This is a genomic window from Clavibacter sp. GW821-FHT01D01, from assembly GCF_059422605.1.
Map to the genome: position 1 here is coordinate 217,248 of NZ_JBWKXC010000001.1, position 21,695 is coordinate 238,942.

Annotated in this window: 22 protein-coding genes; 8 read left to right on the forward strand and 14 right to left on the reverse strand. The window is 75.1% G+C overall.

All coding sequences use genetic code 11. The features are described from left to right. Window positions 1-49: 49 nt before the first annotated feature. Window positions 50-1,429 (reverse strand): NAD-dependent succinate-semialdehyde dehydrogenase, encoded by a 1,380-nt coding sequence (locus AC07VC_RS01090; RefSeq protein ID WP_494674745.1) that lies wholly within the window; start codon window positions 1,427-1,429, stop codon window positions 50-52. A gap of 106 nt (window positions 1,430-1,535) precedes the next feature. Next, a complete protein-coding gene (locus AC07VC_RS01095) occupies window positions 1,536-2,429 on the reverse strand; it encodes a LysR family transcriptional regulator (protein ID WP_494674744.1) in 894 nt (297 codons plus the stop codon). A 69-nt stretch (window positions 2,430-2,498) separates the two neighbouring features. Here AC07VC_RS01095 and AC07VC_RS01100 point away from each other — a divergent pair, with 69 nt between their 5' ends. Then, window positions 2,499-3,065 (forward strand): GNAT family N-acetyltransferase, encoded by a 567-nt coding sequence (locus tag AC07VC_RS01100; RefSeq protein WP_494674743.1) that lies wholly within the window; start codon window positions 2,499-2,501, stop codon window positions 3,063-3,065. A 6-nt stretch (window positions 3,066-3,071) separates the two neighbouring features. Here AC07VC_RS01100 and AC07VC_RS01105 read toward each other — a convergent pair whose 3' ends face one another. Further along, window positions 3,072-3,647, reverse strand: a complete 576-nt coding sequence (locus AC07VC_RS01105) for a DoxX family membrane protein (RefSeq protein WP_494674742.1) — start codon at window positions 3,645-3,647, stop codon at window positions 3,072-3,074. A 174-nt stretch (window positions 3,648-3,821) separates the two neighbouring features. On the opposite strand from AC07VC_RS01105, the gene AC07VC_RS01110 reads away from it, so the two are divergent. After that, the gene (locus AC07VC_RS01110; RefSeq protein WP_494674741.1) at window positions 3,822-4,163 is read left to right on the forward strand and encodes a YciI family protein; all 342 of its coding nucleotides are present in this window, start codon (window positions 3,822-3,824) and stop codon (window positions 4,161-4,163) included. Window positions 4,164-4,190: 27 nt separating this feature from the next. Here AC07VC_RS01110 and AC07VC_RS01115 read toward each other — a convergent pair whose 3' ends face one another. Beyond that, a complete protein-coding gene (locus AC07VC_RS01115; RefSeq protein ID WP_494674740.1) occupies window positions 4,191-4,670 on the reverse strand; it encodes a hypothetical protein in 480 nt (159 codons plus the stop codon). 115 nt (window positions 4,671-4,785) lie between these two features. Between AC07VC_RS01115 and AC07VC_RS01120 the strand changes: the two genes are divergently transcribed. After that, a complete protein-coding gene (locus tag AC07VC_RS01120) occupies window positions 4,786-5,871 on the forward strand; it encodes a phosphotransferase family protein (RefSeq protein WP_494674739.1) in 1,086 nt (361 codons plus the stop codon). Window positions 5,872-6,020: 149 nt separating this feature from the next. Next, complete coding sequence (locus tag AC07VC_RS01125) at window positions 6,021-6,998, forward strand: cation-transporting ATPase (RefSeq protein ID WP_494674738.1); 978 nt, start codon at window positions 6,021-6,023, stop codon at window positions 6,996-6,998. A gap of 97 nt (window positions 6,999-7,095) precedes the next feature. Here AC07VC_RS01125 and AC07VC_RS01130 read toward each other — a convergent pair whose 3' ends face one another. The 4 genes from AC07VC_RS01130 to AC07VC_RS01145 form a co-directional block, all read right to left on the reverse strand. Then, complete coding sequence (locus AC07VC_RS01130; protein ID WP_494674737.1) at window positions 7,096-9,255, reverse strand: iron ABC transporter permease; 2,160 nt, start codon at window positions 9,253-9,255, stop codon at window positions 7,096-7,098. Between the two features lie 22 nt (window positions 9,256-9,277). Continuing rightward, a complete protein-coding gene (locus tag AC07VC_RS01135; protein ID WP_494674736.1) occupies window positions 9,278-10,267 on the reverse strand; it encodes an ABC transporter substrate-binding protein in 990 nt (329 codons plus the stop codon). Continuing rightward, window positions 10,264-11,244, reverse strand: coding sequence for an ABC transporter ATP-binding protein (locus AC07VC_RS01140; protein ID WP_494674735.1), 981 nt, complete (start codon window positions 11,242-11,244; stop codon window positions 10,264-10,266). Before AC07VC_RS01140 ends, AC07VC_RS01135 begins: the two co-directional genes overlap by 4 nt. 75 nt (window positions 11,245-11,319) lie before the next feature. After that, entirely contained in the window at window positions 11,320-12,378 is a 1,059-nt protein-coding gene (locus AC07VC_RS01145) for an amidohydrolase family protein (RefSeq protein ID WP_494674734.1), read from the reverse strand. 508 nt (window positions 12,379-12,886) lie between these two features. Between AC07VC_RS01145 and AC07VC_RS01150 the strand changes: the two genes are divergently transcribed. The 4 genes from AC07VC_RS01150 (at window position 12,887) to AC07VC_RS01165 (ending at window position 15,499) form a co-directional block, all read left to right on the forward strand. Beyond that, a complete protein-coding gene (locus AC07VC_RS01150; RefSeq protein ID WP_317231010.1) occupies window positions 12,887-13,306 on the forward strand; it encodes a BLUF domain-containing protein in 420 nt (139 codons plus the stop codon). An 81-nt stretch (window positions 13,307-13,387) separates the two neighbouring features. Further along, complete coding sequence (locus AC07VC_RS01155; RefSeq protein ID WP_494674733.1) at window positions 13,388-14,026, forward strand: hypothetical protein; 639 nt, start codon at window positions 13,388-13,390, stop codon at window positions 14,024-14,026. Then, window positions 14,026-14,262 carry a helix-turn-helix domain-containing protein gene (locus AC07VC_RS01160; protein WP_494674732.1) on the forward strand — a complete coding sequence of 79 codons (237 nt, stop codon included), beginning with the start codon at window positions 14,026-14,028 and terminating at the stop codon, window positions 14,260-14,262. The genes AC07VC_RS01155 and AC07VC_RS01160 overlap by 1 nt, the downstream gene beginning before the upstream one ends. Before the next feature lie 163 nt (window positions 14,263-14,425). Further along, complete coding sequence (locus tag AC07VC_RS01165; protein ID WP_494674731.1) at window positions 14,426-15,499, forward strand: acyltransferase family protein; 1,074 nt, start codon at window positions 14,426-14,428, stop codon at window positions 15,497-15,499. Window positions 15,500-15,547: 48 nt separating this feature from the next. On the opposite strand, the gene AC07VC_RS01170 is transcribed toward AC07VC_RS01165, so the two are convergent. The 6 genes from AC07VC_RS01170 to dnaK all read right to left on the reverse strand — a co-directional run bounded on the left by AC07VC_RS01170 (window position 15,548) and on the right by dnaK (window position 21,440). Continuing rightward, complete coding sequence (locus AC07VC_RS01170) at window positions 15,548-15,988, reverse strand: DUF1905 domain-containing protein (RefSeq protein ID WP_494674730.1); 441 nt, start codon at window positions 15,986-15,988, stop codon at window positions 15,548-15,550. Window positions 15,989-16,044: 56 nt separating this feature from the next. After that, window positions 16,045-17,238: a class I SAM-dependent methyltransferase gene (locus AC07VC_RS01175; protein WP_494674729.1), complete on the reverse strand. Its 1,194-nt coding sequence runs from the start codon at window positions 17,236-17,238 to the stop codon at window positions 16,045-16,047. Next, the gene (locus AC07VC_RS01180; protein WP_494674728.1) at window positions 17,235-17,783 is read right to left on the reverse strand and encodes a heat shock protein transcriptional repressor HspR; all 549 of its coding nucleotides are present in this window, start codon (window positions 17,781-17,783) and stop codon (window positions 17,235-17,237) included. Before AC07VC_RS01180 ends, AC07VC_RS01175 begins: the two co-directional genes overlap by 4 nt. Before the next feature lies 1 nt (window position 17,784). Continuing rightward, complete coding sequence (locus tag AC07VC_RS01185; RefSeq protein ID WP_104291267.1) at window positions 17,785-18,798, reverse strand: DnaJ C-terminal domain-containing protein; 1,014 nt, start codon at window positions 18,796-18,798, stop codon at window positions 17,785-17,787. 120 nt (window positions 18,799-18,918) lie between these two features. Next, entirely contained in the window at window positions 18,919-19,572 is a 654-nt protein-coding gene (locus AC07VC_RS01190) for a nucleotide exchange factor GrpE (protein ID WP_494674727.1), read from the reverse strand. Beyond that, window positions 19,569-21,440: a molecular chaperone DnaK gene (gene dnaK, locus AC07VC_RS01195; protein ID WP_317230324.1), complete on the reverse strand. Its 1,872-nt coding sequence runs from the start codon at window positions 21,438-21,440 to the stop codon at window positions 19,569-19,571. Before dnaK ends, AC07VC_RS01190 begins: the two co-directional genes overlap by 4 nt. Window positions 21,441-21,695 lie beyond the last annotated feature (255 nt).

Consider the following 21,695-nt stretch of genomic DNA (forward strand, 5'->3'; position numbering starts at 1 on the left):
AGGGTATTCGACGGGGCGGATGGGAGCGGCCGATGCGCCCCCGCCGGTGTCACGCGATGCGGATCAGCTTCCGGTTCGCGAACTCGTCGACCGCGTGGCGGCCGAGCTCACGGCCGGAGCCCGAGCGCTTCACGCCGCCGAAGGGCAGCTCGGCCGCGTCGCCCAGCACCAGGTTGACCCAGACCATGCCCGCGTCGATGCCGTCGGCCACCCGCAGTGCCTCCTCCGGATCCGTCGTGTAGACGTACGAGCCGAGGCCGAACGGGGTGTCGTTGGCGAGCTCCACCGCCTCCTCCGCGGAGGAGACGCGGTACAGCGCGGCGACCGGCCCGAAGAACTCCTCGCGGTAGGCGTCCATCGCCGGCGTCACGTCGGCGAGCACCGCGGGCGGGAACATGTTCCCCACGGGCTCCCCGCTCGCGAGCACGGTCGCGCCCTGGTCCACCGCCCGGGCCAGCTGCTCGGTGAGCCGCTCGGTGGCGGCGCGCGAGGAGAGCGGGCCGAGCAGGGTGCCGTCGGCCATCGGATCCGCGGGCTGCGCCTCCGTGAGCGCGGCGGTGAAGCGGGCGGCGAAGTCGTCGTAGAGCGCGTCGATCACGAGGAAGCGCTTGGCGCCGTTGCAGGACTGGCCGTTGTTGTCGAGGCGCGCGGCCACCGCGTCGGCGACGACCGCGTCGAGGTCGTCGGTCGACAGCAGGATGAAGGGGTCGGATCCGCCGAGCTCCAGCACGACCTTCTTCAGGTGCCGTCCCGCGATCTCGGCCACGGCGGCACCCGCGCGCTCGGACCCGGTGACGGAGACGCCCTGCACGCGCGGGTCGGCGATGACGCCCTCGATCTGCTCGTTCGCGGCGAGCACGCTCACGTAGACGCCCGGGTCGGCGCCGACGTCGGCCGCCGCGTCGCGCATGATGCGCTGGATGGCCTCGGCCGACTCCGGGCACTGCGGCGCGTGCTTCAGCAGGATCGCGTTGCCGGTGACGATCGCGGGGCCCACGAACCGGGCCACCTGGTAGTACGGGAAGTTCCACGGCATGATCCCGAGGAGGACGCCGAGGCCCGAGCGGCGCACGAACGCGGATCCGGTGCCGTCGGCCAGCGCGATGGGCTCGTCCGCGAGGAACTCCTCCGCGTTCGCCGCGTAGTAGCCGTAGATGTCGGCCGCGAAGTCGACCTCGCCGAGCGCCTGGTCGAGGGGCTTCCCCATCTCGCGCACGATGATGCGGGCCAGCTCGTCACGGCGCTCCGCGTGCAGCTCGGCGACGCGGGCGACGAGGGCGGCGCGCTCGGCGACCGTGGTGCGGCGCGACCAGCCGCGGTAGGCGCCCTCCGCCTGCGCGATCGCGTCCTGCAGCTCCGCGTCGGTGATCCCGGGATGCTCGGCGACGGTCTCGCCGGTGGTCGGATCGGTGACGGCGTAGCTGCTCATGGTGCTCCTCCTCGAACGCCGCGCGGGTGGCGCGGTCGAGCCCACGATATCGAGCGGGCACGGCCGGCAGCGGGGCGGCGCGGCGCGTGCCGGTCGGGCCTCCCCGTCAGCCCCGCCGCGCGGCGAGGAACGCGTCGACGACCGCGCGGCTGCCGTCGGCCCGGGTCGCGAGGTGCACGGTGGACACGGCCCGGGATCCGGCGAGCGGCAGCACCCGGACGGTCGCGGGCGCCCCCACGGCCGCGCTCCGCGGCGCGATCGTGACGCCGAGGCCGGCGCCCACGAGGTGCACGATCATCGTCCACGTCGACCCCTCCTGCACCACGCGGACCAGCCGCCCGCGTTCCGTGAGGGGCGCGAGGTTCCGTCGGTACGCGTCCTCGCTCGCGCGCCGCGGCGGGAGGACGAACGGCTCGTCCGCGAGGAGCGCCGCGTCCACCTCGTCGGCGTCGGCGAGGGGGTGCGCGGCCGGCACGACGGCGACGAACGGCTCGGTCACGAGCTCCCGCAGCTCCACCCCCGGGGTCGGATCCGGGTCGCGCACCACCGCGACGTCGAGCTCGCCGCGGCCGAGGGCGTCCATCAGGTCGACGGTGAAGCCCTCGCGCACGCGCACCTCCACGTCCGGGTGCCGGGCGCGGAAGCGGCGGATGCTCTCCACCGGCCCGAGGTCCGCCGCGCCGATCGCGACGGTCGAGTGCACCATGCCGATCTCCAGCCGGCCCACCTCGCCGCGGGCGATGCGGGCCACCTCGTCGAGTCCCGCGTCGGCCTGGCGGAGGAGCGCCCGGCCGCGGTCGCGCAGGGCGACGCCCGCCGGCGTCAGCGCGACGCTCCGCGAGGTGCGGGTCAGCAGCGTGACCCCGAGCCGCCGCTCGAGGCGCTGCACCTGCTGGGACAGCACGGGCTGGGCGATGCCGAGCTCCCCCGCGGCCCGCCCGAAGTGCAGCTCGTCGGCGACGGCGAGGAAGGCGCGCACGAGGCGGAGGTCGAGATCCATGCGCACACGCTATCGATCAACCGTCTTCCACATTGGACCACGACAGTACGCAGCGACGAGGCTGGGGGCATGAGCACGAGCAGCGAGACCCGCACCCCGTCCGCCGAGGAGCCCGCCCGCGAGACCCCCGGCGAGACCGCCCTCCACGGGCCCGCCCTCGCGATCGGCCCGATGCGCGACGCGGCCGACGCCGCCGCCTTCCGCGCGCTCAACGAGGCGTGGATCACCACCCACTTCGTGATCGAGCCCGAGGACGAGCGCGTGCTCGCCGATCCGCGGGGTCAGATCGTGGACCACGGCGGCGAGGTGCTGCTGGCCCGCGTGGGCGAGCGGGTCGTCGGCTGCGTCGCACTGATCCCCGAGGGCGACGGCGTGTGGGAGCTCGCGAAGATGGCGGTCGACGAGACCGTGCGCGGACGCGGCACCGGCCGGCGCCTCCTCCACGCGGCCGTCGCCGAGGCCCGCAGCCGCGGCGCCGCCGCCCTCGTGCTCGCGAGCAGCGTCGACCTCCCGGCCGCCGTGCACCTCTACGAGGCCGTCGGCTTCCGCCACGTCGCGCCCGAGGAGGCCGGCCACGTGCCCTACGCGCGGGCGAGCGTCTTCATGCGGATGGAGCTGGATCCCGCGGCACGCTGACGGCGGTCAGGCCCGGGCGCTCCCGGCCCGGCCCAGGGCGCCGCCCCGCCGCCGCGCGAGGAGGGCGTCGACGCTCCACACGGCGCCCGCCGACGACAGGCACAGCGCCAGGGACGCGACGACGTAGCCGACGGAGGGCCCGAGGTCGGTCTGCCCGTCGCGGAACCACGGCAGGTGCATGCCCTCGGCGCCGGTCCAGATGCCGAGGCTCAGCACCGCGCTGGCGAGGAGCGTCGTGCGGGACAGGAGCCCGAGGACCAGGAGCACCGCGACCGCGGTCTCGACGATCGCGACGACGTGCGCGAAGAGCGACGGGTCCGCCAGGCCGACGCGGTTCCACAGCAGCAGCCACTCGTGCATCACGGGCGTGCCCACCTCCTCGGCCCTGCCGAGCTCGTCGGGCAGCGTCTGGCCCTCGATGAAGCCCGGCATCCACTTGAGGGCCGCGTCGACGGCCCACACGAGGCCGAAGGCGATGCGGAGCGCGGCGGCGGCCCGGAGCCGGGTGAGGGTCCGCGGATCCGGGCCCGCGTGCTCCGGGAGGCGGGCGGGCAGGGGCGCGGTGGAGGGGATCGAGGTCATCGGGACATCGTGCAGGTGAGGGTGCCCTTACCTCACGACCCCTCCACAGCGGGCGACGGAGCGGGCGGGGAGGCGCCCGGTCGGCCGTCCCCTCGTCCCCCGTGGCCCTGCGGTCCGGGACCAGGATGGGGACACGCGACGCGGCGCGGCGCGATGACGGCGAGGAGGCCGGAGATGACGAAGTACCTGATCTCGTTCCCGAGCGGCGAGATGGTCGTGCCCGAGGGCGAGTGGCAGACCGTGGTGGACGAGTCCCACGCCATGGTGCGGGAGGCGAAGGCGGCGGGCGTCTGGGTCTTCGGCGGCGGCATCGACGAGGGGATCCCGCCCGTGCGGGTCGCGGCCGACGGGACGGTGACGCCGGGCGCCTACCCGCAGACGAGCCGGCTCGAGGGCGGCTACTCGATCCTCGACCTGCCGACCCGCGAAGCCGCGTTCGAGTGGGCGGCGCGCATCGCGGCCGCGTGCCGGTGCCCGCAGGAGCTGCGCGCGTTCGGGGAGGACCCGGAGAGCTGACGCGTCAGCGGCGGACGCGGATCAGGCTCAGGGGTCGCACGGCCACCGCTGCCCGAAGGCCGCGCGCACCACCTCGAGCGCTTCCGCCGGGCCCCAGACCCGCAGGTCGGTGCACCCGGGTCCGTAGCGCCCCGCGATGACGCCGTGGTCGCCCACGGTGGAGTACGCGATCCACGCCGCCGGGTCGACCTCGGACGCGCCTCCGCCTCCGCCGTCCCCGATCTCGAGGCGCTCCCCGGCGGGGAACACGATCGTCGAGCCGAGGGGCACGCACGGCTCCCGGTCGGCGTCGTCGAGCTCGTCGGCGGGGATGTCGCGGACGCTCGTGCACGGCGGGTCCTGGATCTCCGTGGCGTCGAGCGTCAGGATGCGCGCATCCGACGGCACGCAGCCCGCGAGCACGAGGACCAGGGCCGCCGCGGCGACCGCCGTGCCCCCGGCCCGCGCCGCCCAGCGCGCCCGGGCCCGCGCCCGCGCTGGGACCGAGGCCGTGGGCGTGGGCGACATGCTCCGATGCCCCATGCGCCCGCTCCCTCCTGCCCGCCGTCCGCCGTCCGCCGTCCGCACCATCCTGGCGCTCCGGGCGGCGCCGCACGAGGCCCCGCCTCGCTAGCGTCGGAGGATGGACGACGAGCGGGACGCCGGGCTCCGGGCGGCGGTCGGCGACCTCCTGGGTCGTCCCGTCGCCGCGCTCCACGACGTGCGGCGGGACCCGCTCGAGTACGACGCGTTCCTCGCGCACCGTGCGGTGACGCGGATCCACGGGGTGGCGCACCCGGTGGACGGCACCGCTCCCGTTCCGTGGGCGCTCGTCGAGAAGCGCACGGAGGGCCCCGGCCTCGCCGTGCCGTACCTGCTGCGGAACGCCGCGCGGGAGCTCGCCGCCTACCGCTCGGGCCTGCTCGACGGGCTGCCCGCCGGGATCCGGGCGCCGCGCGCGCACGGGACCCTGCACGACGCGGACGGCGGCACCACCCTCTGGATCGAGGAGGTGCGGCACACGGGGCGACGCCCCCTCGATCCCGCCGACCTGCTGGCCGCCGCGGAGGCCCTGGGCGCCCTCGCCGGGACGTGGCTCGGGCGGCCGCCGGACGATCCCTGGCTCCTCGCGGGCTGGATCGACCGGCATGCGCAGCCCGAGGCGGCGGACGCGGGCGCGCGGACCCTCACCGGCGCCGGGCCGCGCGCCGTCGCGCTCCTCGGCGCGCGCATCCCCGCGGCGGCGCGGCTCCTCGCGGCGCAGGACCGCGTGCGCGCGACCCTGGAGAGCCTGCCGCCGACCCTCTGCCACCACGACGCGACGGGCGCGAACGTGTTCCGCGACGCGGACGGGATCGTGCTCGTCGACTGGGAGTCCGTCGGCCCGGGGCCGGTGGGCGCGGACCTCGCCTCGCTGCTGTGCTCGTCGGTCCGGCGGGGCGACGCCACCGCGGCCGACGTGGCGACGGTGCTCGACGACGCCGTCGAGCGGCACGCCGCGGGGATCCGCTCGACCGGCCGGCTCGTGCCGACGGAGGTCGTGCGGCGCGGGCTCGACGCCGCCCTCGCCCTCCGCTGGAAGCTCGCGGCCGACCTCGTCGCGTCCCTCGACGCCGGATCCGCGCCGCGGCGCGGCAGCCTCCCGGACGAGCCGCCGGAGGACGCCGTCGCCGACCTCGTCGCCCTGCTCGACCTGGTGCTCGACGCAGGCGGGCGCGTGCTCGGCTGACGTGCTTGATCGGGGTCCGCCGGGTCGGCGTCCCCGACGGCGGTCGACCCGCTCGACGGCGACGGAGCCCTCCGACGGGCGGCCCGTCCCCGGCCCCTTCCCCGACCGCTCCGGGGTCCTCCACAGGCCCGCCCGCGAGGATGGTTCTCATGTCGAACCTCAGCCGCCTGCTCGGCGCCGCCGCACGAGCGCTCCGCGACTCCTCCTCGTCCTCCTCCGGCCCGGACCGGAGCCAGGGATCCGGCTCCGGGAACGGGAACGGCTCCGGCACCGACTGGCGCAGCGTCGTCCGCTCGGCCGCCGGGAAGCTCACGGGCGACGAGCCGGACCGCCGCGACCCAGGCACCGGGACCGCGCACGGCCGGGGCCCGTCGTACGGCGCACGCCCTGCGTCGCAGCCCGCGGACGGCCGGATCGAGTACGGCCAGCCCGACTACGGGCAGTCCGACCACGGGCAGCCGCGTCAGGATCCGGCCGCTGCCGGCCGACGCGGACAGGGCGCGGCGCAGCCCGCCTCCGAGGCCGACCGCGTCGCCCTCGGCAAGTACGACTACCTCCTGCGCACCGCCTCCCCGGAGCAGCTCGAGCAGGTGCACCGCGACGCCTTCGCGCGCCTCACGCCGGCGCAGCGCGAGCTCGTCCAGGCGCGCCTCACCGAGGAGCTGCCCGCGCACGAGCGCCCGCGAAGCGGCAGCGTCGACGACCTCGCCCTCGCGGCCACGCGCGGCCAGACCAGCCGCCCCGGCCTCATGCAGAAGGTGCTCGGCGGTCACGGATCGTCGGGTCGCGGCGGCCGGGCCGGCACGTTCGCGGCGGGTGCCGCCGCGGGTGCCGGCGTCGCCGCGCTCGGCGGCGTCGCGCTGGCCGTCGCCTCCGGTGCCGTGATCAGCTCCGTGGCCGGCCCGCTCCTGTCCGGCGCGATGGCCGACGGCGTCGACTTCGCGGGACTCACCGAGGGCTTCGGCCTCGAGGGCTTCGAGGGCCTCGGCGACCTCGGCGGGCTGACCGAGGGCGTCGACGGCATCGCGCAGAGTGGCGGCGACTACCTCACCGGCCTCGGCGACCAGGTGTCCGGCCTCGGCGAGGGCTTCCAGATCCCGGGCCTCAGCGACTTCTTCGAGCGCTGATCCCCGCTCGGCCCCAGCGCGACAGGCGCAGGCCGACGATGCGGAGCAGCGAACCCACCCGCCGGTCCATCGCGAGCGGGTCCGCCGTCCGGTGCGCCTAGCGCGTCCGCGCCGCGCGGCCGCGCCACAGCAGCCACACGAAGTACGGCGTGCCGACGAGGGCGGTCACGAGGCCCGCGCCCAGCTGGCCGGGGGCGATGAGGGTGCGGCCGAGCATGTCGGCGAGCGTCACGAGGGCGGCACCCAGCAGGATCGCGACGGGCAGCACGCGTGCGTGCCGCGAGCCGACGAGCGCGCGGGCCGCATGCGGGGCCACCAGACCGACGAAGCCGATCACGCCCACCGCCGCCACGGCCGTGGCCGTCAGCACGACCGCGACCGACAGGGCCAGGAGGCGCGAGCGGCCGAGCCCGACGCCGAGGAGGCGCGGGGTGTCGTCGTCGAGGGCCACCAGGTCGAGCATCCGGTGCCGCGGGGCCGCGACGAGCACGGCGAGCACGAGCGCGACGAGCACCGGCAGGGCGTCGTCGAGGCCGCGGCCGTAGGTGGACCCGGAGAGCCAGGTGAGCGCCTTCGCGCCGTTGAAGGGGTCGGTGAGCACGATGATCATGCTGATCGCCGCGGCCGTGCCCGCCGAGACGCCGACGCCGATGAGCACGAGGCGGTTCTGCGGGAACCCGCCGCGCGCCGCCAGCCCGAACACGACGACGGCCGCCGCGAGCGCCCCGAGACCCGCCGCGCCCGCGATGCCCCAGCCGGACGCGAGCGGCGCCGTCGTGACGAACAGCACCGCGCCGAGGCCCGCGCCGCCGGAGACGCCGAGGATCGCGGGATCCGCCAGCGGGTTCCGGGTCACGGCCTGCACGAGCACGCCGGCCAGGGCGAGCGCGGCACCCGCCAGCACGGCCGCGAGCACGCGCGGCACGCGGGTCTCGAGCACGTAGCCGACCACTGGACCGGCCGTGCCGCGGATCCCGTTCGCGAGGTCGCCGAGGAGGAGCTTCGCGTCGCCGAGGAGCACCGACGCGACCAGGAGGCCGACGAGCGCCACCGCGAGCGTGCCGACGACGAGGGCGGCGCGCCGGCGGGTGATCACGCCGTGGCGCTCCGTGGGCGCGGGCGTCGCGCTGTCGCGAGCGCGCACGGCGAGCACCACGAGCACGCCCGCGCCGAGGAGCGAGGTCACGAGTCCCGTCGGCACCGCGACGGACGCCTCGGCGCCGAGCACCGCGCGCACGAGCACGTCGGCGAGGAGCACGACGGCCGCGCCCATGAGTCCCGCGAGGGGCACGAACACCCACGCGCGACGGACCCCGGGCACGAGCCGGCGGAGCGGCCGCACGAACGCGGGCGCGCACAGGCCGACGAAGCCGATGGGGCCGGCGACCGTCACGGCCGCGGCGGCGAGGAGGACCGAGGCGAGCACGGCGATGACGCGGGTGGTGCGCACGTCGACGCCGAGGCTGCGGGCTGCGTCGTCGCCGAGCCCGAGCGCGTCGAGGCGGCGGGTGAGGAGGAGCAGGATCCCGAGCGCGACGAGCACCACGGGCGCCATCTGCGCGACCGCGTCGAAGCCGTTCTGGCCGACGCCGCCCTGACCCCAGCGGTAGAGGCCGGAGGTGCGCTGCGGGAAGAGGAGGAGGAGCGCCGAGGTGACGGATCCGAGGCCCAGCGCGAGCGCGCTGCCCGCGAGGACGAGGCGCACGGTGCCGGATCCGAGGCCCGAGACGGCGAGCACGACCGCCGCCGCGAGGAGCCCGCCGACGAACGCGACGCCCGCGCCGGCGAGGACCGGGAGCGTCAGCCCGGTGACCGCCGCGACCGCGAGGGCCGCGTAGGCGCCCGCGTTGACGGCGAGGGTGTCGGGCGACGCGAGGACGTTGCGGCTCACCGTCTGGAGCGCGGCGCCGGCCGCGCCGAGGGCGAGGCCGACGAGGATCCCGGCGGCCATGCGCGGCAGCCGCGAGGCGACCACGACCGAGGCGTCGCCGGGCGTCGCGCGCCCGAGCACGGCGTCCCACACCTCGCGCGGGCCCACCGCGGCGGTGCCCTGGGTGATGTCGATCACCGCGAGCACCAGCACGACGAGGGCGAGGAGGGCGACGACCGCGACCGCCCGCACCGGGATCCGGCCGGCCCCGTCGGCGCGCGCGACGGCGGCGGGCGACGGGACGGGTCCCGGGATCGTCGCCGCTCCGGCGGCCGACGCGGGAGGCGCGTCGGCCGTCGGGGGCGCGGTGCGGGCGGGAGCGGTCATGGGAGGGGCCGGGCGGCGCGGATCAGCCGACCAGCAGGTCGGTGACGGCCTCCGCGTACGCCGTCATCGAGGCAGGGCCGCCGAAGGCCCAGATGCCGTCGGGCATGCGGTGCACGTCGCCGGCCTGCACGAACGCGAGGGACTGCCAGACGGCGTTGCCCGCGAGGGTCTGCGCGAAGGGGTCGTCGCCCTGGGTGGCGTTGGAGTTGTAGAGGAACTGCACGTCGCCGACCGTGGTGAGGCCCTCGACGTCGGTGGTGCCCAGGCCGTAGGCCGGGTCGACCTCGCCCGTCCAGGCGTTCTCGAGGCCGAGCTCGGTGGTCACGTCGCCGATGAGCGAGCCGGGGCCGAACGGGCGGATGGAGACGGCGCCGGCGTCGACGTAGGCGTCCGCGAACAGGAACCGCGACCCGGCGAGGCCGGCCGCGTCGAGCTGCGCCTTCGCGTCGGAGACGGCGGCGTCGTACGCGTCGATCACCTTCGTCGCCTCGTCCTCCGTGCCCGTCGCCTGCGCGATGAGCTCGAGGTTGTCCTCGCTCTGCTGGATCTGCTGCGTGCCGTCCGCGGAGACGACCTGCAGCACGGGCGCGATGGCCTTCAGCTGCTCGATGGCGTCCGCCGGGAGGTCGGTCGTGGCGACGATGAGGTCGGGCGCGAGCGACGCGATGGTCTCGACGCTCGGCTCGCCGCGCGTGCCGATGTCGGCGGGCTCGTTCACGAGCGGGACGGCGGAGGACCACGCGCTGTAGCCCTCGACGTCCGCGACGCCCACCGGGTCGACGCCCAGCGAGACGAGGTTCTCGACGACGTTCCACTCGGTGCCGACGACCTTCGTCGCGGGCCCGTCGAGCGTGACCTCCGCGCCGGTGCCGTCGGTGAGGGTGATGGACTCGCCGCTCGGAGTGGATCCGGCGCCCGTCGAGGCCTCCTCGGTGGTGCCGCATGCGGTCAGCGTGAGCGCTGTCGCGGCGGCGAGGGCGGTCATCGCCAGGGTGCGTCGTCTCGTGGTCACGGGTGGAGCCTCTCGTTCCTGTGGTGGTGGCGGGCGACCGCGCGGGTGCGCAGGCTGCCCGTCGTCGGGTCCGCGTGGACCTCGACGGGGATGCCGTAGACCTCCGTGAGGAGGTCGGGGGTGAGCACCTCGGCGGGGGTGCCGGTCCTCACGATCCGGCCGTCGTGCAGGAGCGCGACGGTGTCCGCGAGCGCCGCGGCCTGATCGAGGTCGTGCAGCACCACGCCGACGGCGATGCGTCCGTCGTCGGCGAGGTCGCGCACGAGGTCGAGGAGCTCGACCTGGTAGCGCAGGTCGAGGTAGGTGGTGGGCTCGTCGAGCAGGAGCACGCCGGTCTCCTGGGCGAGGCAGCTCGCGAGCCAGACGCGCTGGAGCTGGCCGCCGGAGAGCTGGTCGACGCCGCGGTCGGCGAGGGCGACCAGGCCCGTGAGGTCGAGGGCGCGGTCGACGGCGGCGCGGCCCTCGGGATCCGCCCCGCCGAAGCGGCCCCGGTGCGGGTAGCGGCCGAACTCGACGACGTCGCGGACGCTGAGGCCGCCGGGCGTCGGACGGCCCTGGGTGAGGAGCGCGACGCGGCGCGCGAAGCGGCGGAGGGAGAGGTCGAGCGCGTCCGTGCCGTCCGTGGGGGCCGTGCCGTCCGCGGATGCGGTGCCGCCGGATGCTGCGCCGTCCGCGTCGCCGCCGCGCAGGGTGAGGGACCCGGATCGCGCGGACTGCAGCCGCGCCATCGTCCGCAGCAGCGTCGACTTGCCGCTGCCGTTCGGGCCGACGAGCACCGTGACGCGCCCCGGCAGGAGCTCGAGGTCGGCGCCATGCACGACCTCGGTGTCCCCGTACGCGACCGTGACGCCGCGGGCGTCGAGGGCGGACGCGGCGGTGGCCGCGTGGGTGCGCGGCGGGTGCGCCGCGGGGGCCGTCGGCGTCGCGTCCGGGTCGACGGCGCGCGGCATCGGCGAGGTCGGAGCGGGGGAGGTCACGAAAGGTGAGGTTAGCCTAACCTCACCGCCTTCGCCAAGCCGGGGCGCGGGATCCGACGGAGGGCTGCGGCCGGGTCATGCGGTGAGGTCGGCCGGCCCCAGCCGGTGCGCGCCTCGGAGCCAGGCGACCAGCTCCTCCGCGGTGGCCTCCGCGCCGGACGGCAGCGGCTCGGCGCTCGCCAGCGCGTGGCGGATGCCGCCGGGCGCGCTCCCCAGCACCGCGCCGAGCAGGGCGTCGCCGCGGAGCCCGACCTCGCCGAGCAGCGTCACCTCGCGCGCGGAGAGCCCCACCGGCAGGTCGCCGTTGCCGAGGTCGGTGCCGTACGCGACCCGCCCGCCGGCCCGCACGTAGCGGCGCGCGTTGTCGAGGGCCGCCGCGAGGTCCGGCCCCTCGTGGATCGCGAGGGTGGAGATCCAGAGCACGTCGCGCGCGACGGACTCCGCCAGGGTCGCGTCGTCCAGCCGCTCGGTCCACGGCACGTGCACGAGCGCGTCGGCGCCCACCCGGATCGCCCGGCCCGCCTGACCCGCGCCCTCCGCGTGCACGGCCGCGGGCAGCCCGGCGGCGTGCGCGGCGTCGACGAGGGCCGCGAGCACGTCGTCGGCGAGGAGAGGACCACCGTCGTGCAGGACGACCTTGATCACGTCCGCGCCGCCCGCGCGTGCCTCCGCGACCGCGGGTGCCGCGTCGCCGACACGTGCCACCTCCCGCACGCTCCCGGCGGGCGCCCACGCGCGGTCGGAGGGGTAACCGCCCAAGGCGGTGTGGAACGGACCCGCGTAGCGGACGTCCACGCCGTCCGGCGGCAGGGCGGCGATGCGCGCCGTCTCGACCGGATCCCCGCCGAGGTCGACCACGGCCGTCACCGGCGACCCGGCCAGCGCCGCGTACGGCACGAGCCCCAGGTGCACGTGCCGGTCGACGACGCCGTCGGAGAGGCTGAGGTCCAGCCGCCCGCGCACCGGATCCGCGGGGTCGGCGAGCGCGACGCCGCCGCCGTCGATCCGCACCGCGACGTCCCGGTGCGTGCGCTCCAGGCGGACCTCCCGCACGCGCCACGCGTCGCCGCGCACGCCGGCGCCGCCCGCGGGACGGGGAGCACGGTCCGGACGGGGAGCGCGGGAGTCGGGCATGCCCCCGAGCGTAGGAGGCGCGGCGCGCGCACCGTCCGCCGCCGCCCGCGCCCTCCCTCCACCTCCGACTATCCGCTGACCGTCTCCGCACGGCATCCGTCCCCCACGCGCCGCCGCGCGCTCCCACCCCCCGAAGCACCCGGGATCCGCACCACTGCGGGCCGCTCACCCTCCCCTCACCCCCGGATCACCCGCGCTTCGTGCACGAGATGTCCCCCATATGGAGGACCGGGCCCCTAGAGTCTTCCTAGCGCGACGGGTTCCCCCCGATGCCGTCGCGCGAATGGATACCCGAGCAGCGCCCCGCCGCATCCCCCGCACCGCGGGGCCGCTCTCAGATCCCTCCGCGATCCGACCCGAACGGACGTGGGAGCAGCAGGAGCCCGGCACGCCACGTACCCGCGAGCGAGCCGGGCTCTTGTCCGCACAGGAGCCGCGCCGGGCCGCCACCCGTGCCCCGCCGTCCCCCGCCACGCGGGAGGATGGGTCCACGGCACGAGGGGGATCCATGCGCACGACCGTCTACACGAGCACCGCCACGCGGCACCTGTCCGACGACGACCTCGCCGAGCTGCTCGGCCAGTGCGTGCGGAACAACGAGCCGGCGGGCCTCACCGGCCTCCTGCTGCACCGCGACGGCCGCTTCATGCAGGTGCTCGAGGGCCCGGACGACGCCGTGGGCGCGGTGTTCGCGACCATCGCCGCGGATCCGCGCCACACCGACGTGCGGCTGCTGCTCGACGAGCGGATCCCGGCGCGGCGGTTCCCCGCCTGGTCCATGGGGTTCCGCACGGTCGACGACTCGACGGTCCGCCAGCTGGACGGGTACGACGACTTCCTCGACCGCCCCGCCTCCGCCGCCGCCCGTCCGGACGCGCCGTCCCGCGCCCGCTGGCTCCTGGAGTGGTTCCGCACCCACCCCGCGTGAGCCGCCCCGCCCTCGACACGCAGGCGGGGCGCGTGCGACCATATCGACATTCGTTGCAACGATGATCGATGGGACGCGACCATGAGCACCTCCTCCTACACCAGCACGGGCGCCGCCGTGCGCACCACCCGCGGCGTCCTCCGGGCGGCCCTCGTCATCGCCGTCCTCGTGCTCCTCGCCGTGGCGGCCTCCGCCGTCGCGAGCGCGGTCCAGACGGTGCGGACCGGCGTCGTGCACACGTCGCTGGAGATGCGCGGGTCGCTCCCGGCGGAGGCCGACGCCGGCCCCGCGGACCTCCGCTCGGGCGCCTACCGGACTGCCGACGTCGCCGTCGGCGGCCTGTCGGACGGGATCGTCGTCATGCACGTGGTGCGCATCGCCCTCGACGCGTCCGTCGGCATCGCGCTGGCGGCCACGGTCGCGATCCTCGCCCGCCGGCTGCTGCGGCCGGATCCGCTCGCGCGCCGCCTCAGCCTCGTCGTCACGCTCGCGGGCGGCACCGTCATGATCGCCGCCCTGTGCTCGCTCGGGATGCGCACCGGCGTGGCATGGCTGGTCGGCGGCGAGCTGAACGACCCCGCCGCGGGGCTCGAGGGCTTCTGGCCCGTGGTCGCCGAGGTCGACCTGTCGACCATCGCGCTCGGGTTCGCCCTGATGATCGTCGGCCTCGTCGTCGAGCACGGCGAGCGCCTGCAGCGCGACACCCGCGGCCTCGTCTGATGGCCGCGGACGACGACGGGCCCACCGGCGTCCACTGCCGCCTCGACGAGCTGCTGGCGGCTCGCGGCATGACGCTGACCCGGCTCAGCGCGATCGTGGGCGTCAGCCAGGTGAACCTCTCGGTCCTCAAGAACGACCGCGCGCGGGCGGTGCGCTACTCGACCCTCGTCGCGATGTGCCGCGCGCTCGAGTGCGAGATCGGCGACCTCCTGGTGCTCGATCCGCCGCTCCCCTGATCGGCGTCGCGCCGGGGCGCTCGCAAGAGGAGCAGCGGCCATTCTGGGGGTCCGCGGACGATGGCGTCTGACGGGAGTGGGGCGATAGCGTCAGCCGACGAGCCACCCAGCTCGCGGAGACCCGACTCCGCCCCTCTCGTCTCCGCTTACCCGAAAGCAGCCCGTGTCACGCTCCCCCGCCCTCGGGGTCGTCTTCGATCCCCGCCACAACGCCCTCAACGCCCTCCGGCTGGCCCTCGCCGTCTCGGTCATCGTCTGGCACTCGTTCCCGCTGAGCGGTGCGGACATCGACTTCGCACCCCTGCGTCAGATCGTCAGCCGGATCAGCGTGGACGGGTTCTTCGCCATCTCCGGCTACCTGATCGTTTCCAGCTGGGTCCGAGACCCGCGTTGGCGTACGTTCCTCCGCGCACGCGCTCTGCGAATCCTCCCGGCCTTCTGGACATGCCTGGTCGTGACCGCCGCGGTCTTCGCACCGCTCGCGGTGCTGATCCGCGGCTCCGCCTTCCCGCCGGGCTTCGTCGCGGATTCCGTCTCCTACGTCGTGCGCAACGCCGCGCTCTACATGCTCCAGTACGACATCGCGGGAACGCCCTCCGACGTCCCGTATCCCGACGCGTGGAACGGCGCCCTCTGGACCCTCTTCTGGGAGGCGAGCTGCTATGTCGGCGTCCTCGCCGTCGGCCTCCTCGGGCTCATGAAGCACCGGGCGACCTTCCCCGCGCTCTTCGTGGTCGCGACGGTCGGTGTCCTCGCCACCTCCTACGGTCCGGTCGAGAACTTCTACGTCGTCACGGGATCGCGGTTCGGGATCATGTTCCTGGCAGGAGCGCTGATCCACCGCTATCGCGATGCGATCCCCGTCTCGCCGCCCTTGATGGCCATGGCCGCCGTGGCCGTCGCCGCTTCCGCCTGGCTGCCGGACTACCGGGTGATCGCGGCTCTTCCCGTCGCGTATCTCGTCATCTGCCTGGGCGCGCTCGGCAAGAGCCCCCGGCTCCGTGTGCGGAACGACCTCTCCTACGGCACCTACATCTACGGCTTCCCGATCCAGCAGCTCCTCGCGACCGCGGGTGCGAGTGCCTGGGGAGTGCCTGCGTTCGCCGTGATCTCGATCGCGGTGACGCTGCCGGTGGCCGCGGCGAGCTGGTTCCTCGTGGAGAAGCCGGCCCTGCGGCTGAAGGGGCCGCAGCGACGCCCCGCTACGGTCCAGGAGGAGGCCGTCGCCCGCCGCTGAGCGCTGCCCGGAAAGGCCGCGCGCGGCCGCGGCACCGGCTCCCGCGGATCAGCCCCGCAGCGCCGCGAGCGCCTTCTCGACGCGGCGGAGGCGGGTCTCGTCCGTCCTCGCCTCCCCGATCGGGTCCACGAGGGCGCGCTGACGGCTGGAGGAGAGCGCGCCGAACGCCTCCGCGAGGGCAGGATCGGCGGCGAACGCGGCCGCCACCTCCTCGGGGACGACGGCCTCGCGCGGCGCCGCGTCGAGCTCGATGGTGACCTCGACCTCGTCGTCGGCGGCGATCCCCGAGGCGGCGCGATGCGCGGCGCTGAGCGGCAGGAGCTGCTGGCCGCCCATCGTGCCGACGGTCGTTCGGTACGAGTACCCCGCGACCGTGACCACGACGGCGGGGCGCTTCCCGGCGCCCAGCTCCTCCAGCGCCTCCGGGGGCACGGGCAACCCGGTGGCGTTGCCGCGGGCCTGCAGGACGCGGGTGCGGAAGGTGGGCATGGCGGCTCCTCGATACGCGGCCGCCGGGCGCGGGTCGCCCGCGGTCGATCCTGAGGCTAGGCCCGCGGATCCGGCTTCGTCGAGACGGCGACCGTGAACTTCGCGTTCCGCCCGGCCTCGCGGGTGTGCCCGACGATGCGCGTGAGCTGCGGCCGGTAGCCGAGCGGGCTGTTGTAGACGGTCCACAGCTGGCCGCCGGGGCGGAGCATGCGGGCGGCCGCGGCGAAGAGGCGCGGCGCGAGGCCCGCGTGCACGGTGGCGCCCGTGTGGAACGGCGGGTTGAGGAGCACGAGGTCCGCGGATCCGTCGGGCACGGTCGCACCCGCGTCGTCGCGCACCACGGTGACCCGCCCCGCGAGCCCGTTGGCGGCGACGGTGGCGCGCGCGGAGTCGACGGCGGCCCACGACTGGTCGGTCGCGACGACGCGCAGCTCCGGCCGGGCGAGCGCCACGGCCGAGGCGATGACGCCCGTGCCGCAGCCGAGGTCGACGGCGGACCGGGCGTCGTCGGGCAGCTCGGGGAGGAAGGTCAGCAGGAAGCGCGTGCCGATGTCGATGCGGGCACCCGCGAACGCGGCGCCGTGCGCGCGGACCTCGAGGCCGAGGTCGGGGTGCGACCCGCCGCGCGGGTAGGGGTCGCCGTCGTCCCCGCGCACGGGACCGCGCGCGACCAGGACCCGGGACTTCTGCCGCGCGAGCGTCGCGTGCACGTCCGCGAACCGGCGGCGGAGCACGTCGGTCATGGCGGGCGTGAGGTGCTTGACGCGACCTCCGGCGAGCACCGTGACGTCGTCGGCGGCGGCCCGGGCGACGAGGCCCGCCCACTCGTCGAGGGCGTCGAGGCTGCGCGGGAGGCGCGCGAGGACCACCCGGGCGCCGGCGGCGAGGGCGTCGTCGAGGCCGTGGTGGGCGATCACGGCCGTCTCGCCGACGAGCTCCGCGTTGAGGTCGAGCGCGGTCTCGGAGCCCAGCGCGTCCTGGTGGACGCGGAGGCGCAGCGGATCCGTCGCGCCGGACCGCCGGAGCGCCGCGGCCGCGCCGAGCGCCAGCGCGCCGTACTGGTCGCCGATGACGACGAGCTCGTCCGGTCGGACGGGATGCCCGGCGTCCGCGGCCGTCGCGAGGAGCGCGATCAGCTCGTCGAGGAGCAGGCGGTCGGCGGCGTCCACCGCGAAGAGGTTGTCGGCCTCCACGTCGGGCCGGCGGCGGAGCGCGCCGAGGTCGAGGAGCTCGTCGGCGGTGTCGCTCACCGCGCGTCGCGCCCGCTGGGTCCGCGCTCGGCGGACCCGCGTTCGGCGGACCCGCGCTCTGCGGACCCGCGCTCTGCGGATCCGCGCTCTGCGGATCCGCGTCCGGCGTCCGGCATGGTGAGCGCCGCGCGGTAGAGCACGACCTCGGTCTGCCGGGAGGGGCGCACGCCCGCGCGGAGCGACACGACGTCGCCGTCGCCGCGGGCCGCGAACACCCGGCGGCCGGGTCGGGAGAGGAGCTCGTCGGCGAGGGCCGACTCGAGCTGCCGCACGCGGCCGCGGAGCTCGGTCACCTGGTTCTCGAGCTCCAGGATCCGCGCGATCCCCTCGAGGCTGACGCCCTCCGCGCCCAGCCGGGCGACCTCCCGCAGCTGCACGATGTCGCGCATCGAGTAGCGGCGGGAGCGCCCGGCCGTGCGGGTGGGCGACACGAGCCCGAGCCGGTCGTACTGCCGGAGCGTCTGCGGGTGCATGCCCGACAGCTCGGCCGCCACGGAGATCACGAAGACGGGCGCGTCCTCGTCCATGGCGTCGCGGGGGTCCATGTCAGCCCCGGGCCCGCTCGATGAGCTCGGAGCGCGGGTCCTCGGCGGGTCCCGAGCCCGCGAACGCGTCGAGCGCGATCCGCTGGGCGTCGGTGAGGCGCGAGGGCACCGCCACCTCGATGCGCGCGAGCAGGTCGCCCGTGCCCTTCGGGGTGGTGACGCCGCGTCCCTTGACGCGCAGCACCTTGCCGCTGGACGTGCCGGGCGCGACCTTCAGCCGCACCGGGTCGCCGCCGAGCGTGGGCACCTCGATGGTCGCGCCGAGCGCGGCCTCGGGGAACGTGACGGGCACGTTCACCCGGAGGTTCAGCCCGTCCCGCTCGAACACGGGGTGGGGCCGCACGTGCACGGTGAGGATGATGTCGCCGGTCGCGCCGCCGTCGCCGGAGGGCTCGCCCTTGCCGGCCAGGCGGATCTTCTGCCCGTCGGTGACCCCCGCCGGCACGCGCACCGTGATGGGGCGGCCGTCGGAGTCCTGCAGGCGCACGACGTCGCCCTGCACCGCGGTGAGGAAGTCGATCGTGGTGGACGCGGTGACGTCGCGGCCCTTCGTGGGGGCGCCGTAGCCGCGGTAGCCGCCGGTCGACTGGCCGAAGCCGCCGTTGCCGAACATGCCGCCGAGGATGTCCTCGAACCCGCCCTGGCCGTACTGCGGCTGGCCGGATCCGAACCCGGCGCGCCGCCCGCGGCCGCCGGCCTGCTGGCCGAACATGCCGCCGAACACGTCCTCGAACCCGCCCGCCTGGCCGCCGCCGGCACCGGGCGCCGTGAAGCGCGCGCCCGAGCCCATCGCGCGGACCTGGTCGTACTCCTTGCGCTGCTCCTTGTCGGACAGCACGGCGTTCGCCTCGCTGATCTCCTTGAAGCGCGCCTCGGCCGACGGATCCGGGTTGCTGTCCGGGTGGTACTGCCGGGCGAGCTTGCGGTAGGCCTTCTTCAGGTCGGCCTCCGAGACGTCCTTGGACACTCCGAGGACCTTGTAGAAGTCCTTGTCGAACCAGTCCTGGCTGGCCATCAGACGCCTCCCTTCTTCTTCGTCTCGTGGTGGGGGCCGCACGACCCGGTCCGGGCGCCCGCGTGCGCGGGGGCCCGGACCGGGGTGGGTGCAGCCTCGTGGATGCTGCGGATGATGGTGCTACTCCGGCTTGTCGACGACGACCTTCGCGGCCCGCAGCAGCGTCTCGCCGACGTAGTAGCCACTCTCGACGACGTCCGCCACGGTGTCCACCTGGACCTCGGGGTTCGGCTTCTGGAAGATCGCCTCGTGCACCTGCGGGTCGAAGGCGTCGCCGACGGCGCCCACCTTGACCAGTCCGATGCGCTCCACGCTCGTCCGCAGCTTGGCGACGATCGCGGTGAGCGGTCCGCCCTCCGCGAGGTCGCCGTGCTTCTCGGCCCGGTCGAGGTCGTCGAGCACCGGCAGGATGCCCTTGACCACGTCGCCGACCGCGCGCTGCCGCTCGATCTCGCGGTTGGCCTCGGTGCGCTTGCGGTAGTTGGCGTACTCCGCGGTGACGCGCTTCAGGTCCACGAGGTGCTCGGAGTCGCCCTCGACGGGCTCGTTCCGGGTCTGCTCGATGAGGTCCTGGAGCTCCTCGTCCATGGCGTCGGTCGTCTCGACGTCGGGGCCCTCGGCCTCGACGAACGCGCCGTCCTCACCGGGGACGGAGGCCGCGTCGGCCGCGGCGTCCGCCGTCGCGTCGGACCCGGCCGGGGACGGGGCGGCCGACTGCTCGGTGCCCTCGTCCTCGGGCGTCGTGCCCTCGCCGTTCGCGGTGTCCTCGGTCATCGGTCGGACTTCTTGTCCTCGTCGTCCTCGTCCACGACCTCGGCGTCGACGATGTCCTCGTCGTCCTTCTTCGCCTCGGGCGCGCCCTCGGACGCCTCACCGGCGGCCTGCTCCTGCTGGCCCTGCGCGTAGATGGCCTCGCCGAGCTTGGTCTGGCTCGCGGAGAGCTTGTCGAACGCGGTCTTCACCGCGGCCTCGTCGTCGCCCGCGAGGGCGCTCTTCAGGCCGTCGACGTCGCCCTGGACCTCGGACTTGACGTCCTCGGGGAGCTTGTCGTCGTTCTCCTTGATGAGCTTGTCGATCGAGTAGGCGAGCTGCTCGGCGTTGTTGCGCACCTCGGCCTGCTCGCGGCGCGTCTTGTCCTCCGCCGCGTGCTCCTCGGCCTCGCGCACCATGCGCTCGATGTCCTCCTTCGCGAGCGAGGATCCGCCCGTGATGGTCATCGACTGCTCCTTGCCGGTGCCCTTGTCCTTGGCGGACACGTGCACGATGCCGTTGGCGTCGATGTCGAAGGTGACCTCGACCTGCGGGATCCCGCGGGGCGCCGGGGCGATGCCCGTGAGCTCGAAGGTGCCGAGGTTCTTGTTGTCGCGGGTGAACTCGCGCTCGCCCTGGAAGACCTGGATCGCGACGGACGGCTGGTTGTCGTCGGCCGTGGTGAAGGTCTCGCTGCGCTTGGTGGGGATGGCCGTGTTGCGCTCGATGAGCTTGGTCATGATGCCGCCCTTGGTCTCGATGCCGAGGCTCAGGGGGGTGACGTCGATGAGCAGGACGTCCTTGCGCTCGCCCTTCAGCACGCCGGCCTGGAGCGCGGCGCCGACGGCGACGACCTCGTCCGGGTTGACGCCCTTGTTGGGCTCCTTGCCGCCCGTGAGCTTCTTGACGAGCTCGACGACGGCGGGCATGCGGGTGGATCCGCCGACGAGGACCACGTGGGCCACGTCGCCGACCGAGACGCCGGCCTCGCGGATGACGTCCTCGAAGGGCTTGCGGGTGCGCTCGAGCAGGTCGTTCGTGAGCTCCTCGAACTTGGCGCGGGTCAGCGTCTCGTCGAGGTTGGCCGGGCCGTTCTCCGTGAGGGAGAGGTAGGGCAGCTGGATGCTCGTGCTGGTGGAGGAGCTGAGCTCCTTCTTCGCCTGCTCCGCGGCCTCCTTGAGGCGCTGCTTGGCGATCTTGTCGTTGGAGACGTCGACGCCCGTCGACTCCTTGAAGCGCTTGACGAGGTGGTCGACGATGCGCTGGTCCCAGTCGTCGCCGCCGAGGCGGTTGTCGCCCGCGGTGGAGCGGACCTGGATGGTGCTGAAGTCGTCGTCCTTGCCCACCTCGAGGAGGGAGACGTCGAACGTGCCGCCGCCGAGGTCGAAGACGAGGATGAGCTCGTCCTCCTTGCCCCGGTCGAGGCCGTAGGCGAGGGCCGCCGCGGTGGGCTCGTTGATGATGCGCAGGACGTTGAGGCCCGCGATCTCGCCGGCCTCCTTCGTGGCCTGGCGCTCGGCGTCGTTGAAGTACGCGGGGACGGTGATGACCGCGTCGGTCACCGAGTCGCCCAGGTACTGCTCGGCGTCGCGCTTGAGCTTGCCGAGGATGCGGGCCGACAGCTCCTGCGACGTGTACTTCCTGTCGTCGATGCCGACGGTCCAGTCGGTGCCCATGTGGCGCTTGACCGACGAGATGGTGCGGTCGACGTTGGTGACGTTCTGGCGCTTGGCGGTCTCGCCGACCAGCACCTCGCCGTCCTTGGTGAACGCGACGACGGACGGCGTGGTGCGCGCGCCCTCGGCGTTGGCGATGACGGTGGGCTCCCCGCCCTCCAGGACCGAGACCACCGAGTTGGTGGTACCCAGGTCGATTCCTACTGCACGAGCCATGGGGTGTTCTCCTTCTATTGCCGCGACGCCCGGGTCACGGGGTCGCTTCGTGGGTGACGCGGGTGTGCCGCGGAGTCTGTCTCGCGGTGCCGCTTCGTCAGCGGCGTGCTACTTGAGCCGCGATGACTCAACTCTACTCGCGCTCCCCCGAGCGTCAAGTCGGGGGGAGCGGACTTGAGCGATGTCGGCTCAACTCACAGGATCCGGGTGCCGATGCCGCGGCGTGTGCCCCGGGCGGGGGCCCGGGGACGTCGA